Origin of the sequence: Rhodococcus erythropolis NBRC 15567, from assembly GCF_001552595.1 — a bacterium.
Lineage (GTDB): Bacteria > Actinomycetota > Actinomycetes > Mycobacteriales > Mycobacteriaceae > Rhodococcus_F > Rhodococcus_F erythropolis.
In genome coordinates, this window is the sequence record NZ_BCRM01000009.1 from 36891 (window position 1) to 53849 (window position 16959).

14 protein-coding genes are annotated in these 16959 nt (G+C 62.9%); 10 read left to right on the forward strand and 4 right to left on the reverse strand.

Going from position 1 to position 16959, the window contains the following annotated elements:
• Together mycP and eccD are read right to left on the reverse strand one after the other, a co-directional pair.
• Nucleotides 1–1413 carry a type VII secretion-associated serine protease mycosin gene (gene mycP, locus RE4_RS14415; RefSeq protein WP_081098362.1) on the reverse strand — a complete coding sequence of 471 codons (1413 nt, stop codon included), beginning with the start codon at nucleotides 1411–1413 and terminating at the stop codon, nucleotides 1–3.
• A 14-nt stretch (nucleotides 1414–1427) separates the two neighbouring features.
• Nucleotides 1428–2894, reverse strand: coding sequence for a type VII secretion integral membrane protein EccD (gene eccD, locus RE4_RS14420; protein WP_060938797.1), 1467 nt, complete (start codon nucleotides 2892–2894; stop codon nucleotides 1428–1430).
• A gap of 224 nt (nucleotides 2895–3118) precedes the next feature.
• On the opposite strand from eccD, the gene eccCa reads away from it, so the two are divergent.
• From eccCa to RE4_RS14465, 9 genes are all read left to right on the forward strand, one after another.
• Nucleotides 3119–7138, forward strand: a complete 4020-nt coding sequence (gene eccCa / locus RE4_RS14425; protein WP_238076706.1) for a type VII secretion protein EccCa — start codon at nucleotides 3119–3121, stop codon at nucleotides 7136–7138.
• Nucleotides 7135–8637 (forward strand): type VII secretion-associated protein, encoded by a 1503-nt coding sequence (locus RE4_RS14430; protein ID WP_060938860.1) that lies wholly within the window; start codon nucleotides 7135–7137, stop codon nucleotides 8635–8637. Before eccCa ends, RE4_RS14430 begins: the two co-directional genes overlap by 4 nt.
• 182 nt (nucleotides 8638–8819) lie before the next feature.
• Nucleotides 8820–9125, forward strand: a complete 306-nt coding sequence (locus RE4_RS14435) for a WXG100 family type VII secretion target (protein ID WP_003940986.1) — start codon at nucleotides 8820–8822, stop codon at nucleotides 9123–9125.
• An 87-nt stretch (nucleotides 9126–9212) separates the two neighbouring features.
• On the forward strand, nucleotides 9213–9506 hold the full coding sequence (locus RE4_RS14440; RefSeq protein WP_003940975.1) for a WXG100 family type VII secretion target: 294 nt from the start codon (nucleotides 9213–9215) through the stop codon (nucleotides 9504–9506).
• Nucleotides 9507–9795: 289 nt separating this feature from the next.
• Nucleotides 9796–10239: a 50S ribosomal protein L13 gene (gene rplM, locus RE4_RS14445; protein ID WP_019747566.1), complete on the forward strand. Its 444-nt coding sequence runs from the start codon at nucleotides 9796–9798 to the stop codon at nucleotides 10237–10239.
• Entirely contained in the window at nucleotides 10236–10748 is a 513-nt protein-coding gene (gene rpsI, locus RE4_RS14450) for a 30S ribosomal protein S9 (protein WP_060938798.1), read from the forward strand. Before rplM ends, rpsI begins: the two co-directional genes overlap by 4 nt.
• Nucleotides 10749–10902: 154 nt before the next feature.
• Nucleotides 10903–12240, forward strand: coding sequence for a phosphoglucosamine mutase (glmM, locus tag RE4_RS14455; protein WP_060938799.1), 1338 nt, complete (start codon nucleotides 10903–10905; stop codon nucleotides 12238–12240).
• Between the two features lie 110 nt (nucleotides 12241–12350).
• Nucleotides 12351–12656, forward strand: coding sequence for a hypothetical protein (locus RE4_RS14460; protein WP_020906919.1), 306 nt, complete (start codon nucleotides 12351–12353; stop codon nucleotides 12654–12656).
• Nucleotides 12653–13816 carry a hypothetical protein gene (locus tag RE4_RS14465; protein ID WP_060938800.1) on the forward strand — a complete coding sequence of 388 codons (1164 nt, stop codon included), beginning with the start codon at nucleotides 12653–12655 and terminating at the stop codon, nucleotides 13814–13816. The genes RE4_RS14460 and RE4_RS14465 overlap by 4 nt, the downstream gene beginning before the upstream one ends.
• A gap of 46 nt (nucleotides 13817–13862) precedes the next feature.
• On the opposite strand, the gene RE4_RS31025 is transcribed toward RE4_RS14465, so the two are convergent.
• Entirely contained in the window at nucleotides 13863–14078 is a 216-nt protein-coding gene (locus RE4_RS31025; protein ID WP_060938801.1) for a hypothetical protein, read from the reverse strand.
• Between the two features lie 6 nt (nucleotides 14079–14084).
• Nucleotides 14085–14924: a poly(ethylene terephthalate) hydrolase family protein gene (locus tag RE4_RS14475; RefSeq protein ID WP_060938802.1), complete on the reverse strand. Its 840-nt coding sequence runs from the start codon at nucleotides 14922–14924 to the stop codon at nucleotides 14085–14087.
• Nucleotides 14925–15046: 122 nt separating this feature from the next.
• Here RE4_RS14475 and glmS point away from each other — a divergent pair, with 122 nt between their 5' ends.
• Nucleotides 15047–16909, forward strand: coding sequence for a glutamine--fructose-6-phosphate transaminase (isomerizing) (gene glmS / locus RE4_RS14480; protein WP_020906923.1), 1863 nt, complete (start codon nucleotides 15047–15049; stop codon nucleotides 16907–16909).
• Nucleotides 16910–16959 lie beyond the last annotated feature (50 nt).

The following is a 16959-nucleotide window of genomic DNA, read 5'->3' on the forward strand; positions in this document are numbered from 1 at the left end:
TCAGAGATCGACGTCCCGTCGTTCGGGAAGTCTCCGACGAATTTCTCGACGAATGGGCATCGACGCCAATAGCGTCAGTAGGGCTAGGGTGCCGACCGTTCCGGCTCCGACGAGTGCCGCGTCGCGAGATCGGTTGTCGGGGGTCGGCGGCGTGGGTAGGGGATCGATCGTTACCGACTGATGATTGACCTTGACGCGTTCCCCCGGTGCCAATTCGCCCGTTACCGCGGCGAGTGGATCGATGACGCCGTGACCGACGTAGGGATTCCAACCCTGCGCCGGAGCGTGGGCGGTGGCTTCGATACGTTGCATGACCTGAAGTGCAGTCAGTTCCGGGTGAACCGACCGGACCAGCGCGGCGGTTGCCGCGACATAGGGCGCAGCGAAACTGGTCCCGTTGAACGACTGTACGGCGCCGTCGGAGCCGTAGACTCCGTTGGTCAGACCAGGCGACGTCGGGTGAAGTGAGATGATTCCGGTGCCGGGCGCCGCAACGTCGACCCATGGACCGCCGAGGCTGAAGGAGCTGGCGGTGCCATTGGGGTCGACCGACCCGACGGTGAGGACATAGTCGTCGTACCAGGCAGGACTGGCAATCGTCGTAACCGAGTTCCATGGATCGGCTTGTGGATCGAGGGGATCCGGCGGTGGATTCTGGTTCTTGCAACCTCCGGATCCGACGTTCCCTGCAGCAGCGACGACTACGGCGTTCTTCGCGATCGTGGCGTATTCGATTGCAGCGCCCAGTCGTTGGTCGTTGATCCCGTCCCCGGCAGGCTTGCAAGCGACCTCGGAGATGTTGATAACGCTTGCACCCAAGTCAGCAGCGTGACGTACGGCCAGTGCCATGGTGTCGACGTTTCCGTAGCCAGACGAATTCTCGGCTACGGCAGGGTCTTCGCGTTGGCCGGCCACCGAGAAAGCTGCACTGGACTGCCTGATCGAGATGATCTGTGCGTCCGGCGCAGCTCCGGAAAATCCGGAACCGTCGACCTGCTCGGCGGCGATGAGACCGGCGACGACTGTTCCGTGTGAGTCACAATCGTCGGTGCCGTCGGAGGTCCCGACATAGTCACCGCCGCCTTCGAGGGCCGGTAGCCGGGGATGTCTGCTGACGCCGGTGTCGATGACAGCAATTCGCTGCCCTGCCCCTCGGGTGATCGACCACACCGAATCGAATCCCAGATCCTGTTGAGAACGTGGAATATCCGCGCCGTCACCACCCGCTACGGCGGGGACGCACAGGGTTCGTTGTTCGGTGGGTTGGGGAGGCGCGGGTGGACCGTCCTCCGGCAGCATTGCAGGATCGATGGGGGAAGGAACCGCACTCGATGCGCCACCCGCCCCGGCGAGGACTGTTAAGACAACGATCACGAGTGCGGCACAGATGTTCGTCGCGCGTCGAATCACCATCGAGATCCGATCGCTCAGAGACCGCGCATGAGCGCGAAGAGCCCACTGACCCAGCAGATCAGCGGAACGATTGCTGCAATCGCAGCGAGGTCCAACAGTTCGGCCGCGCGTCGCATCACGGGGCTGAATGTGTTCTGGGGGGCGAGGATTCCCAGAATCAGTGACAGGAGGAGAACAGTCATCGTGATGGCGAAGACGACCAATGCATGGTCGCGATGGGTCCATGCCATGCCGCCCAGGAGAACGAGAATCACCGAGATGCCTGCCGCGATGAGTGGGACCGCCTGATGTGCGCCCGCGTAGGTGCGCCCGCGAAACATCAGCACGACGGCCGTCGCGAATGCGAGAGCAAGGTTCGGCCAGACGATTCCCTGACCGGGCCAGGACCACGCGAGCGCGACTGCGGCAGTGAGCGCGACCACTGACGTGGCCACGATCAGTCCGGTCAGGTAGCTACGAGCCCGCCCTGCCCTTTCAGTCAACTCGGTCAGCCCGGGCAGTTCGGGCTCGGGCAGTCCGTCGCGATCGTCGTCGAGGGGATTACTCGGCGTCGGAACCGGGGGAAGCGGTAATCGCGCGAACAGCATCGACAGTCGAGCGGTGAACGTGAGAACGATCAATGCTGCGGCAATCACCGCGCTGCTGACGGTTGCGGTGCGCGCCTCGGGAAGCGTCGTCGCGACGGCGAAGGTGCCCACCGCAGCAAGGAGGACGACGAGAAGTGCGGTGAAGACGGCTAATCCGGCACCGCACAAACGGAGGCAGATCAGACTCACCGCGGCTGCGAATGCCGAACCGAGAAGGAGATGAGCAGAAAGAACAGTGCCGGGTACGCAGAGTGCGCCGGAGACGAACGCCAGTGGCACCGCTGTGCATCCGAGCGTGATGGAGCTTGCAGTGTCTCCGTACACCCGCGCTGCCACGACGGCGGCGACGGTGAGCACCAAAGACGTCACTCCACCGCAGACAGCGCCGATCAGACCTGCATCGCCGAGGACCAGGGCGAGGGCCGCGACGAGCGCAGCGACGAGGGCGGCGGACGAGCCGACAATGCGCGCGGTGATCGGAGTCCATCGTCGGTAGATGTCTGCATCCGTCGCCGCGACGGTGTACATGATGTCGTCGAAGAGTGGGGGCGGGGCAGCGGTGTCCGCGGCCTCGAGTACGAGCAATTCCCCATCGCGGATTCCATGCTCGTGCAGCGACAGCGTCGGTGCCAGCGGTGCCCTGCCGACTTTCGACAGAGTCCAGTCGACGGGCTCGAATTGTTCGGCGCTGTGGTCGAACTCGTTGAAATTGCTGTGGTTGACAATTGTGTCCACAATGCCCGGAATGACCACCGCGAGTGGAACACGAAGCGGCACCGCAAGATCCACCTGCGAATGGGCTGAAAGTACCGTCAACCTGCACAGTTCGGCAGAATGGGTCGCGCGTCGTCCGTTTGCGGTGTGCGCAGCGCTGGTTTCAGTGGTGCTGGTCAAGATCTGTCCCCTCCCATGACGCGATTCCCCTGTCACGTCACCCCAGTTCACCCGAACAATACGACATGAACTGTGCGCCTGTGTCGGCGACAGCGCAGACAACAGGTGGCACCGACCCGAGTGTCGGTGTTGTGATCTACTCTCTTGCAATTGCGTGACTACGCCTTGGGGGGCGGGCCGGCGGTAGTCGGACGAGGCGCGTGGCGGCAACAGCTGCAGCACCGATGGGGGTGGGTGAATTGAGCACTGTCAGATTTGCGCGTCGAGCGCGCCGTGAATCGCCGCGTACACCGGGCGGCGAGGTGACGCTTCAGGCCCCACCGGAGATTCCTCGCGTCACGCCGGGAAACCTACTGACCAAACTACTTCCGGTGATCATGGTGGTTGCCATGATCGGCATGGTGGCGCTGATGTTCTCTTCCGGCATGGCGCGCAATCGGATGTCTCTGCTGTTTCCGGTCATGATGATGGTGTCGATGCTCGGGATGCTCGCCGGGGGCGGTCGTAGCGGTGGGGCACGAGCGTCCGAAGCGAACGAGGACCGCAAGGACTACCTGCGGTACCTGGATCAGATGCGCAGCGATGTTGCTGCGACGTCTGGTGCGCAGCGTGCTGCTCTCGAGTGGAGCAATCCCGAGCCGTCGCAGCTTTGGACACTGGCCGGGACTGTGCGGATGTGGGAACGTCAGATCACCGACTCGGACTACTGCCACGTTCGGGTCGGTCTGGGTACACAGCGATTGGCCACCAGGCTTGTATCTCCGGAGACGGGGCCGGTCGAGGATCTCGAACCCGTCGCTGCTGTCTCACTTCGGCGATTCGTCCGTGCGCATTCGGTTGTAAAAGACCTGCCGACCGCCGTCTCGCTTCGCGGATTTGCTGCGATGTCCATTGAGGGGCAGAGGGATTCCGCTCGAGCGCTCGTCCGCTCGATGTTGATGCAGCTGTGCACTTTTCACGGTCCGGACACCGTCCAAGTTGCAGTGGTGTGCGGTCCCGATACCGAAGCCGAGTGGGAGTGGGTCAAGTGGCTCCCACACGTACAACACCCGGAGTCTCAGGACGGCGCCGGCACTTCACGCATGGTGTTCGGTTCGTATCTCGAGTTCGAAAGTTCCCTCGGGGAAACGCTTTCGATGCGTGCTCGATTTGCTCGCAACACTCCAGCGAGTGCGGGCGTTCCGCATCTCGTGTTGGTCGTGGACGGTGGCTTGCTCGAAGGTGACACCGGCCTGTTGTCCGAATCCGGGCTCGACTCGGTGACCGTCCTCGACCTGTGCGGGTTCTGCCCGCGGCTGGCGGCGGCACGCGGTTTGCGACTGGTCGTCGGTAGCGATCAGATCGGCGCGGTGAGCAGCGCAGGAGTCGAGAACTTTGCGACGCCTGACGCCGCGACGACGAGCCTGGCGCAGTCGTTCGGACGTCGCATCGCACCGTTCCGTGCGGCATCGCAGAACGGCGTGGACGCAACTGACGACGACCGATCCCTTCGGACCTGGAGCCAGATGTTGGGGATAGGAAATGTTGCGAGGTTCAATCCTGAGCATGGCTGGCTGCCACGTCAGGGGCGCGACCGACTCCGCGTGCCGATCGGTGTCGGACAAGATGGAAACCCTGTCGAACTGGATCTGAAGGAGTCGGCCGAGAACGGTATGGGTCCGCACGGGCTGTGTATCGGAGCCACCGGTTCTGGTAAGTCGGAGTTCCTGCGAACCTTGGTGCTCGGCCTGATCGCGACGCACTCACCCGACGCACTGAACCTCGTCCTGATCGACTTCAAAGGTGGTGCAACCTTTCTCGGCCTGGAGGAGGCGCCGCACGTTGCTGCGATCATCACCAACCTTGCCGAGGAATTGGCGATGGTCGATCGTATGAAGGACGCGCTCGCCGGCGAAATGAATCGTCGACAGGAACTGCTGCGTGCGGCAGGAAACTTCGCAAACGTGTCTGACTATGAGAAGGCGAGGCTGGCCGGCGCTGCACTCGATCCGTTGCCTGCACTCTTCGTGGTTGTCGACGAGTTTTCCGAACTGCTCAGTCAACAGCCGGAATTTGCCGAATTGTTCGTGGCCATCGGGCGATTGGGCAGGTCACTTCATATTCACCTGCTGCTGGCCAGTCAGCGGCTCGACGAAGGAAAGCTTCGGGGTCTCGACAGCCATCTTTCGTATCGTGTCGGTTTGAAAACGTTCTCGGCGAACGAGTCTCGTTCCGTTCTCGGCGTTCCCGATGCTTATCACCTGCCGGGCACACCCGGTGCGGGATACCTGAAGTCCGATTCTGCTGAGATCGTTCGCTTCCAAGGTGCATACGTGTCAGGCCCGTACGAGGGTGAGCGGATAGTGCCCACTCGATTCTCGGTAGATTCCCCCGTCGAACTCGCGCCGCTGCCGTTTACCGCGACGCCCGTGGTCGGGCCAGAGGCTGTTGTCGTTCCCGTCGAGCCCGATGTCATCGACATGGGTGAAATCGGTGACGATGCACGTACTCTCATGGGAGTCCTCGTCGACCGCATGCGCTCTCACGGCCCACGAGCGCACGAGGTGTGGTTACCGCCGCTCGAGGCATCCCCGACGCTTGACCAGTTGTTACCGCGGTGGGCGGCCGGTGATCAACCTCGCGGAAATCTGAGCGCACCCTTCGGCGTAGTCGACAGGCCGTTCGATCAGCGCCGCGATCTTCTCGTCGCCGATCTGAACGGATCAACGGGCAACCTCGCGATCGTCGGCGGCCCGCAGTCGGGAAAGTCGACGGCCTTGCGCACGTTGATCTTGTCTCTGAGCATGACGCACACGCCGGAACAGATTCAGTTCTACTGCCTCGACTTCGGCGGTGGAACGCTCCTCGGATTGAAAGATCTGCCGCACGTCGGATCGGTGGCAAACCGCTTGGATTCCGACCGTGTCCGCCGCACGGTTGCCGAGGTGCTCGGTGTGGTCGCGAAACGGGAGCGGCTGTTTCGTGACCTCGGCATCGACTCCATGGCCGATTTCCGAAGATTGCGAACAGCTGATCCCGCCGGGGAAGGCGTGGCGGCGGGACTCCGAGATGACCCGTACGGTGACGTCTTCCTCGTCGTCGATGGTTGGCCCAGCGTTCGTTCGGATTTCGAATCACTCGAGCCTCAGATCAGCATGCTCGCCGGTCAAGGTTTGTCCTTCGGTGTGCACGTGATCGTCACGACGTCGAGGTGGGCCGAGATCCGGCCGGCACTCAAGGATCAACTGGGTACTCGCATCGAACTTCGATTGGGTGATCCGGGAGATTCGGATGCGGGTCGCCAGAAAGCCAGCCTGGTGCCGGAAGGTCGACCGGGTCGTGGCATCACGCGCGACGGGCTTCACCTTCTCACCGGACTACCTCGAATCGGCGGTTCGCCAGGTAATGAGAATTCCGGTGGTTCTGTGGCGTCGACGGTCGAACATATTGCAGCCATGTCGAATTCGCGCCCGGCGCCCACCGTGCGGATGCTTCCGGATTCGTACTCGCGGGCAGAACTTCTCGAAGCTGTCGGAACCCGGTGGCCCTCACCGAGTGCGGCCGACGGTCGGTGCCTCACCGTGCCGATCGGGCTCGGTGAGACCGACCTCGCCCCGGTGTACATGGACTTCCGGGAACACCCGCACCTCTTGATATTCGGCGACACCGCGTGTGGCAAGACATCTCTTTTGCGCGGAATAGCGGAAGGGATCATCGCGTCGAACACACCGGCGCAGGCCAAGCTGATTATCGGTGACTATCGGCATTCCCTACTCGGAGTGGTCGAAGGGAATCACCTCGGCGGTTACTCGGCGTCGTCGACGACCTTCGGTGAGTTGATGGTCGACTTGGCTCGGATCGTCGCCGCCAGAATGCCGAACGCCGAAACAACACAGCAGCAATTGCGGGAAAGGTCGTGGTGGAGTGGGCCGGAGATTTATGTACTGATCGACGACTACGACCTTGTGGCCACACCGAGTGGTAATCCGGTGGCGCCGTTGCTCGAATACATTCCGCATTCCAAGGACATCGGTTTGCACCTGGTGATTGCCCGCCGTTCCGGTGGCGCGGCCAGAGCACTCTACGAGCCGGTCATTGCGAGACTTCGCGACATGGCACCGGCCGGATTGATCATGAGCGGAAGTCGCGACGAGGGAAATCTCGTCGGCACCGTCCGCGCGTCGGCATTGCCGGAAGGTCGTGGGGTCTACGTTTCTCGGTCGCAAACCCAACTTGTCCAAGTTCCGTGGATGCCACCGCTGTGACCGTTCCGTCCTTGGTGTCGGTCTCGCTACATTGGGGTGCATCCAATATCTGGGTCGTCTCGGGTCAACGCGAATTCTGTTGCAGTGCAGACCTCAGACGCGAACCTGCGTCGGGTCCCGGTACGACCGGTGAAAATGCGATCGATTACGTCGACGACGATTATGTCGACGTAGATGGTCGGATTGTCCCCACCGTCTTGGAGCTGGCCAGGCTGATCTCCAATGCGATGGACGGGTGTGGAATCGTCGATGCAGACATCCTCTATCTCAGTCATCCCTCGGACTGGGGTGCCCCACGTAGGCGGCGATTGCTCGATGCCGCACGGCGAGTGGCGCACGACGTCGTCCTCGTTCCGACGTCGGTCGCGGCGGCGAGGTCGGCTCGTACTGCCTGGCGATCGCGGTGTGTCGTCCTCGAACTGCGTGGCGGAATGGTGGTCGCTTCTGTTGTCAGTGAGGTCGACGGTGAACTCCGACTCGACGGGGCACAAAGTTCGGCGATCGCAGACGTTGCGGGGTTGTTTTCCGGAATCGGGGACTTGTCGGTTCGGGACGCTGTGGTGTTGGTCGGGCCGCGCTCCCATGCCGTTGCGGCTTCGCTCGAACGTGGGTCGACGAATGCCCACGGCCATGCGAGCATTCGAATTCTGGACGAGAGTCGGGTGGCGTCGTCTCTGGTGGATCCTCGGACGCTCGTTCGCCAGACAACTGCGCGGGACAGTTCCGGTCGAATCGTCGACAATTCAGCTTTTGGCGCCGGGTGGGTAGGCGATCCGGATGGCGCGATGTCGATTCCTTCCGTGGACTCGACTGCCACCTCGCCCCGTCGAGTCGGCGGGTGGCACGGAGGCCGTCGACGGTTCGCGGCGGCGCTTGCGGTGCTCGCCGTCGTCGCTGCTGTCGCGGCAACGGTCGTGGTGTCGACTCGCGACCGAGGCGATTCTCGGTTGGCGGACTCGGTCGCAGCTGCGGCGGAAGACAAAGTCGAGATCGTGGAGGCGTCGAAAGAGCAGGAAAAGCCTGCGCCGAAGACTTCGATTCCGTCGATCGAGTCCGGTGTCACGCCGGAACTCACGCGTGTGGAGGTGGGGAGCGTTGCAGCAGAGCTGCCTTCCGATTGGAAGCTTCTGTCACGAGGGACATCGAGCGGGCGCACCGATTTGATACCCAGTTCCGGCGCTGATCGCAAGATCGTGGTCATCGAGAAACGTCTTGCGGAAGGTGCTGGATTCGATTCCGTCGAAGCCGCTTTGCGTCAGCAGTTTTCGGCGTTCGAGGACCCATTGCGGTTCGGAGAGTTTTCTGTGATCGACGATGCCGCAGGAAAACAGGCAGTGGTGTACGTCGAGTTTCCGGACGATTTCTCCGAGGTGCGTTGGCGCGTGTACGTCGACAACGGTCGGCAAGTGAGTATCGGCTGCCAGTATCTGGTCGGTGAGTGGGACAGTCTCGAAGCGGACTGCCTGCGGATGTGGCAGTCACTCGAATTCACGCCCTGACCGGATCGGTCGGTTCTGCAAACATTCTTCGATCGGGCCGGAACCGTTGGCACGGAGGTCGCGTCAAAGTATGTGTAGCGCACATCAGGGAGTTCCGCTCGACCCCGGTGCACATCCGACGGACAAGCCGTCGTGGGTGGTCGCCGATACCGAACGGTACTCACCGAATCCAGGGGGACGACATGGGCTTTACCGCAACTACCGCTGAATTGATCGATTCGGCGGGGACCATCGACGGACATCTCGGTGACATCAGGGGACTGGTCAACGCTGTTCGGTCGGAGGCCGACGCTTCGCACAATTCGTGGAACGGTGCGGCGCAGGTCGAATACGCAGGAATCATGGAGCGATACAACAGCGCGGCCCTGAAGTTGGACACTGCTCTAACCGACATCTGCGAGCAGATCAAACAGGCTGCGGGAACCTTCGACTCGACCGAAGACGACAACGTCAGCTCGCTTCGCGGCGCGACGGTGAACATGTCCTGACCGTCAGCTCTTCGCCGTTCGATCAAGCAGTCCTCAGCCAGTAGTTCTCACAAAGTTCTCTCCAGTCACACCGAACCGGGAGCAGTTATGTCCGACAGGATCAAGTACGACTTCGGCGGCCTCGCAATGCTGTCCGATCAGATGAAACAGCAGGCCAAAGCGATCAACGACAAGCAGGGCGACATCAAGGTTGTCGTCGACAAGCTGCAAGCAGGCTGGGAAGGGGCAGGTTCCGAAGCCTGGAACGACGCACAGCGCCGCTGGGCCCAGGCGTCCGAAGAACTGAACATGGTTCTCGCGCAGATCGCCGGAGCGACGGCGAGCGGCTCGGAGAAGATGCAGGAAGCTGACCGGATCGCCGCAAACGGGTTCGGTCGCTGACAACATTCATGTCGTGACGACACCCCGACTGCCCCGGTACCGTCAGGTTGCCGGGGCAGTCGCATGTCGATCGCTTACCCGCTGGTTCCCGACGAGGGCATTGTCGGCGGAGATGGCTGCGCTTTGACCTGGCAGCGGGTAGACCGGTATCGTCTATCGGTGGCGTGCCGTAGGGCTCCGGCAGAAATGCGTGGAGACCGGCGGTTCTCGGGTCTCAACTGGCCGCCGAGGATCGTTTACGCGATACGCACATGGTCAGCAGTGGAATGAATTAAGACGAGGAAGATCTGTGTCTACGTACACCCCGAAGGCCGGAGATGTGACCCACTCGTGGCACGTCATCGACGCCACTGACGTGGTGCTCGGCCGTCTTGCCGTTCAGGCAGCGAACTTGCTGCGTGGCAAGCACAAGCCCACCTACGCGCCGCACATCGACGGTGGTGACTTCGTTGTCATCATCAACGCTGAGAAGGTTGCCATCAGCGGCAACAAGCTGCAGGGCAAGAACGTTTACCACCACTCCGGATTCCCGGGTGGCCTGAAGTCCCGCACTGTCGGTGAGGTCCTCGACAGGACCCCCGATCGTCTCGTCGAGAAGGCCATTGTCGGCATGCTCCCCAAGACGAAGCTCGGCCGCGCAATGAGCAGCAAGCTCAAGGTCTACGCGGGCCCGAATCACCCCCACACCGCGCAGCAGCCGGTGCCGTTCGAGATCAAGCAGGTCGCACAGTGACATCGCCGGAAGAGCAGAACGTGTCCGAAGAGAACATCGAAGCAGTGGAAGAGCTTGTCGCCGCTGACGCAGTCGAGGTCATCGAAGAGGTTGCTGCAGCTACGCTCGCACCGATCGTCCTCGATCGCCCGGTCCAGACCGTCGGTCGCCGCAAGGAGGCTGTCGTTCGCGTTCGGATGACTCCCGGTACCGGTCAGTTCAAGCTCAACGGCCGCACGTTGGAGGATTACTTCCCCAACAAGGTTCACCAGCAGCTGATCAAGGCTCCGCTGGTGCTCGTCGAGCGTCCCGAGTCTTTCGACATCATTGCACTGCTGCACGGTGGCGGCCCGTCCGGTCAGGCAGGCGCACTGCGTCTGGCTATCGCGCGCGCACTCATCGAGGTAACCCCTGATGATCGTCCGGCCCTCAAGCGTGCAGGCTTCCTGACGCGTGACGCCCGCGCGGTCGAGCGTAAGAAGTACGGCCTGAAGAAGGCTCGTAAGGCATCGCAGTACTCCAAGCGCTGATGCTTTGCCGAGGTTGACCCGACGGGTCTGCTTCGGCACCTGTTCACCACAAGAGCGGGCGTCCATCGTTACCGGACGCTCGCTCTTGTGTTTCTCGGAGAAATTCCATTCTCGAGTTTCATTCTCGAGGTTCACAGGATTCAGGAGTCGTTCTATGGGTCGGTTGTTCGGTACTGACGGTGTTCGTGGACTTGCCAATTCGGATCTGACTGCAGATCTTGCATTGAGATTGGCAGTTGCCGCGGCGAGCGTACTGACAGCCGGCACCTCGGATGCCCGTCCGACCGCCGTGATCGGCCGCGATCCTCGCGCCAGCGGTGAGATGCTTCAAGCCGCGGTGACGGCCGGGTTGAGTTCCGCAGGCGTCGACGTGCTCGACGTGGGTATCCTCCCGACTCCGGCAGTTGCATACTTGACGGCAAAGCTCGACGCCAGTCTCGGTGTCATGATTTCTGCATCGCATAATCCCATGCCGGACAACGGAATCAAGATTTTCGCGGCCGGTGGGCACAAGCTGGATGACGCTGTCGAGGTGGCGATCGAGGACGCACTCGACGGCACTGCACCGCCAGTCCTTCCGACAGGTGCCGGGATAGGCCGAGTCCGTGCGGTCGACGATGCCGCTCAGCTGTACCTTGCACATCTGGCGAGCGCGGCGAGCGAGCCGCTCGCTGGACTTACCGTTGTCGTCGACTGCGCCAACGGCGCTGCTTCCGCGCTCGCACCGGTTGCCTACGCAGCAGCGGGCGCCGGCGTCATCGCGATCAGCGCCGATCCCGACGGCCTCAACATCAACGACGGCTGTGGATCGACGCACCTGGAGAATCTTCAGAAAGCCGTAGTCGATCACGGGGCGGACCTAGGCCTCGCGCACGACGGCGACGCCGACCGTTGCTTGGCCGTCGACGAGACCGGCGCGGTGGTCGACGGTGACGCGATCATGGCTGTTCTGGCGATCGCGATGAACGAGGCCGGGGAGTTGGTCGAGAACACTCTCGTCGCGACTGTCATGAGCAATCTCGGTTTGCACATCGCGATGCGCGAGGCAGGCATCAACATCGTGACTGCTGCCGTAGGCGACCGCTACGTCTTGGAGGAACTGCGCGCGGGCGGATACAGCCTCGGTGGCGAGCAGTCAGGCCATGTTGTGTTGCCGGCGTTCGGCACCACGGGCGACGGAATTCTCACCGGTCTCAGGCTGCTCGGACGCATGGCTCGTACGCGTAAGTCGGCATCGGTACTGGCTGCAACGATGACCACCCTCCCGCAAGTGCTGATCAACGTGAAGGTCGGGGACAAGGCGGCAGTCGCAGCGTCGCCGTCGGTACTTGCAGCAGTCGCGGACGCCGAGCGCGTTCTCGGTGACGGTGGTCGAGTGCTCCTGCGCCCGTCCGGGACAGAGCAACTGGTCCGCGTCATGGTCGAGGCCACCGAACTTCCGCTCGCGCAGAAGCTGGCTGACGAGTTGGCCGAGATCGTCGGTTCGGTGTAGCCCCTCATTACGCCTTCGCGTTTTGAGGGAACGTAATTGCGCTCTGCTGCGTCCAAGGAGTCAAAGGCCGCTCGACGTGCGAGTGGTTCCGTTGAAACTTGGGGGCGCTCGTGGATGTCGACCGCGCTGGAACAGATGAATTGGCACGCCATGCGGTGTCGGTGGCCCAGGGTCTGCGCGATTCTGCCGAGCCGATCAAGCATTTGCGATGGGGCGGCGCCGCTTCGGGCCGTGACTACGCCGAGCACGGAGCCGCGTTGGCGTCGGCATTGGCGGTCCTGAATTCTCGCTTGACTGGCCGTGCGGATCTTCTCGATACGTTGGCGCGCCGGCTTTCCTCTTCGGCTGAGGCAATCACTGAGGTGGATCGTGAGGGCGCGCGGCGGGTGCGGGACTCCGGCGGGTCGGCCTCGTGATACCGAACAGCCTTACAGCCCAGGCAGTACCGAACGGCCCATGTTCTTTCGAAGATATTCTTGCACTGCGTGATTCACATGCTCATCCCGACGAAATTCTGGAAGCGGGCGCCAGCGGACTGCAGTTCTTCGGCCGATTTCACGACCTGGCCACTCGGTTGGGTTTCGAAGAACGGACGCTTACCTCCTACGAGGATGCATATCGCGCAGAGGCGGGCATCGATATCGGGGCACTGAAGCGAGACATGTCGGACATGGCTGCGGCGGTGGATAGTTCGGTCGCGGAGATCGCGATGCTGACGGTCCTGGCCGAGAATCTTCCTGCAGTGTGGAATGTTTCCGGCGTGGATGCGGTCGTCGATCAGGTCTTCGCCGCGCGGCGCGAAGCTCGGTCCGATGCGGATTCGGCGCCACTGTTGATCACGCTAGCCGGCGAACTCGCGCGGACTGTTCGAACGGCTTTGGCAGACAAAGCTTTCAAGGTGGCCAGCCTCGACCGGGCGACCATCGGCGGTCTGGGTGCGGGGGAGATCGATCAGCTGGCTCACGTCGCTTCCAGCGGTCGTGGCGCGGCGCCATGGTTGGACACTGTTTTTCGGTCGGCGTATCTGGATGCCCGCGACGAATTCGACAGGGCGTGCGCGCAGTGTGCGAGCGCGGTAGGCGATGCTTTTGATGCCGCGACTCAGTGGGTGACAGACGCCTTCCCGTCGACCTTGCCGGTCGCCGAGACGATCGAATCCGCTGCCGCGGCTGCGCCGATCTCTTTCTCGATCGGTGGCAACACGTGGGGCTTCTCGATTGCGCCCGACGGTCGTGGGGTGAGTCTCGATGTCGCCGGTGCTGACGGGAACTCTGTTTCTGTCACCGTGGAGTTGGACGAAAATGGTTGGCCGAGAATAGTTTTTGATGCCGGTCAGGAGGCGGTCATGCAGGAGACATACCCGCAAGAAGCGTCCCAGCCCGCGACACTTCAACCCGAAATTCCCCAGCCCGATAATCCCCAGCGCGATATTCCCCAGCCCGAGGTGCCGGTTGAAACCACCGCCGAAGTCTCGCCCGCGCCGGACCCGGAGCCGCCTGTCACAATCCCGGACGAGTCGATCGCCGGCCCCGACGGAGAGACGGGCGCTGAGCTGGCCGGAGCTGGTCCGCTGTGAAGTCCGTTCACGCTCCCTTCGAAGAGATCCGTCGAACTCTCGATTCTCAACTCGAGGACTTCCGTGAGCGCAGAGCGCTCGAGGACTTCCGTGAGCGCAGAGCGGCAGCGGCGAGCGAGGAATCGCGCCAGGAGCCGCCGTCCGAAACGACATCTGCCGATAACGACACGGAAGGGTCGGTCAGATCCGGCCCGTATCTGCGATCCGCGTCAGAGCCGACGCCGACGCCCACGAAGCCGAGCCCGCCGGCGGAGGCGAGCATGAACCTCTACTTACGCAACAGCTGGCTGGCCCGCGCGTCGGAGTGAGGTTCGGCCGGGAGCAACGGCGCCGTGTGTGGAATCTCGACGTCAGGATCAGCAAAGTCCTGGTACTTCTTGTCGCCGGTCAGATGGAACAACAGGAAGCCGGTGAGCAGGCACCGTGTGGCGGACTGTGTCTTGCGCTCGGATCCACCGAGGCCCAGGGCGCCGAGGAGTCGGCGGCCTTCGATCAGTCCGGCGTCTTGGCCGTCGTTCACGGTGCGTGCGACGACGGGACCGCCCCACTCCACGCTCAGCGGGCGGGCATTGCTGGTCAAGGAATCGACGTCGTCTTCGCCGGCAAGGATCAATCCGGGCGCTGTGATCTTCGACGCGTAGTTCTCCGCCTTGGGTGCTGTCGGGGCCGGGAACAGCGCGGCTACCGCACCGACATCCCCGCGCTGCGCTGCGGCCAGCACCGCCGCGCCCGCGCCCATGCCGTGACCGGCAAAGGCGACCCGATCGGGGTGGACGCTGATCTGGCCGGGGCCGAGTCGTACGCCGACGCAGATGTCGAGCGTCGCTCGAAGATCTGCAGCCAAGCCGAGATGGGACGGGACCGGACCGCGTTCGCTGTCGGGCGCCGCTGCGACAATTCCCCAGGAAGCGAGGTGCTGGAGTGTCTGCTCGTACTTGTGGGACCCGACCATCCACCCGTGCGCGAAGGCAACGGCGGGGAGATTGAAACCGGTTTCCGGCGTGTACACGACACCCGGCTGTCCGGCCAGGGCGAGGTTGCCGCGGAGAACTCGGTGCGGGCCGTGCTTGGACAGCTCACGGGTCAGTGTCTTCAGTTTCGGTGCCACGGTTGAAGACGTTATCCGATGAGCCGTCTCGTGTATGCGGAGCCGACGCTGCAACCGGCTGGGGGATGTCTGTGGAACCGCAAAATGCGCCCACCGCCGATGTCCAAGTACCCTGAGTCACCATGTGCGGAATCGTGGGATACGTCGGCCACCGCCCAGCTCTGGGCGTTGTGGTGGAGGCTTTACGGCGAATGGAGTATCGCGGGTACGACTCGTCGGGAATCGCGATTCTCGACGGAACCGGTGGGGTCGAGATCGAGCGTAAGGCCGGTAAGTTGGCCAACCTCGAGGCGGAGCTCGGCGAGTACGGCGCGGATCACTTTGTCGGTACGTCGGGTATGGGTCATACCCGGTGGGCGACGCATGGGCGACCGACCGACCGTAATGCGCATCCGCATCGTGATGCGTCGGGCAAGCTGGCTGTCGTTCACAACGGAATCATCGAGAATTTCGCCCCGCTGCGTGCGGAGCTCGAGGCTGCAGGCGTCGAGCTTCAGAGCGACACGGATTCCGAGGTGGCAGTTCACCTGGTAGCCCGGGCGTACTCCCACGGACCGACGGCAGGTGATTTCATCGAGAGTGCGCTGTCGGTGGTTCGTCGGTTGGAAGGTGCGTTCACGCTCGTCTTCACGCACGCCGACCACGCGGACACGATTGTCGCCGCCCGCCGCTCGACGCCGCTCGTCGTCGGTGTCGGTGAGGGCGAGATGTTCCTCGGCTCCGACGTCGCTGCGTTCATCGAGCACACACGCGATGCGGTTGAACTCGGACAGGATCAGGCAGTGGTGATCACTGCCGACAGCTATCGGATCTCCGACTTCGCGGGCAACGAGGCAGAGGGGCGCCCGTTCCGCATCGACTGGGATCTCGCGGCCGCCGAAAAGGGTGGTCACGACTACTTCATGCTCAAGGAGATCGAAGAGCAGCCGACCGCTGTCGCCGACACGCTCCTCGGCCACTTCGAGAACGGGAAGATCGTCCTCGACGAGCAGCGGTTGTCCGATCAGGAACTGCGCGACGTCGACAAGGTGTTTGTCGTCGCCTGCGGTAGTGCCTACCACTCCGGACTGTTGGCGAAGTACGCGATCGAGCATTGGACGCGTCTACCTGTCGAGGTCGAACTCGCCAGCGAATTCCGTTACCGCGACCCGGTTCTGGATCGCTCGACGCTTGTTGTCGCGATCTCCCAGTCGGGGGAGACGGCGGACACACTCGAAGCGGTCAAGCACGCCAAGGACCAGAAGGCACGCGTCCTGGCGATCTGCAACACCAACGGTGCACAGATCCCGCGCGAAGCCGACGCCGTTCTCTACACGCGGGCAGGACCGGAAATCGCGGTTGCGTCGACCAAGGCCTTCCTGGCGCAGGTGACCGCGAACTACCTCGTCGGTTTGGCTTTGGCGCAGGCTCGCGGCACCAAGTATCCGGACGAGGTTGCGCGCGAGTACGCCGACCTCGAAGCTATGCCCGCATTGGTCAGCAAGGTGCTCGAGACGGCAGAACCGGTGCGCGCGTTGGCACGCCAGTTCGCGCACGCGTCGACCGTGCTGTTCCTGGGGCGCCACGTCGGCTACCCGGTGGCGCTCGAGGGTGCGCTCAAGCTCAAGGAGCTTGCGTACATGCACGCCGAGGGCTTTGCCGCCGGTGAGCTCAAGCACGGCCCGATCGCGCTGATCGAGGAGGACCTTCCGGTCATCATCGTCATGCCGTCGCCGCAGGGTCGCGCTGTCCTGCACTCGAAGTTGGTGTCCAACATTCAGGAGATCAAGGCGCGCGGGGCAACGACTATCGTCATCGCGGAGGAAGGCGATACCGTCGCCGCGGCGCACGCGGATCACCTGATCGAGATTCCCGCGTCACCGACTCTGCTGCAGCCGTTGCTGTCCACGGTTCCGTTGCAGATCTTTGCGGCCGAGGTTGCCGCGGCACGCGGATACGACGTCGACAAGCCGCGTAACCTGGCGAAATCGGTTACGGTCGAATAGTTTTCGTAGGGAATTTCGGGCCCCGCAGTCGAAAGACTGTGGGGCCCGAG

What these genes read in the sequence shown, in the direction of transcription:
- mycP (WP_081098362.1), bottom strand. Translation starts at nt 1,413, where the DNA reads ATGGTGATTCGACGCGCGACGAACATCTGTGCCGCACTCGTGATCGTT.
- eccCa (WP_238076706.1), top strand. Translation starts at nt 3,119, where the DNA reads ATGGGGGTGGGTGAATTGAGCACTGTCAGATTTGCGCGTCGAGCGCGC.
- RE4_RS14435 (WP_003940986.1), top strand. Translation starts at nt 8,820, where the DNA reads ATGGGCTTTACCGCAACTACCGCTGAATTGATCGATTCGGCGGGGACC.
- RE4_RS14440 (WP_003940975.1), top strand. Translation starts at nt 9,213, where the DNA reads ATGTCCGACAGGATCAAGTACGACTTCGGCGGCCTCGCAATGCTGTCC.
- glmM (WP_060938799.1), top strand. Translation starts at nt 10,903, where the DNA reads ATGGGTCGGTTGTTCGGTACTGACGGTGTTCGTGGACTTGCCAATTCG.
- RE4_RS31025 (WP_060938801.1), bottom strand. Translation starts at nt 14,078, where the DNA reads ATGCTCGCCTCCGCCGGCGGGCTCGGCTTCGTGGGCGTCGGCGTCGGC.
- glmS (WP_020906923.1), top strand. Translation starts at nt 15,047, where the DNA reads ATGTGCGGAATCGTGGGATACGTCGGCCACCGCCCAGCTCTGGGCGTT.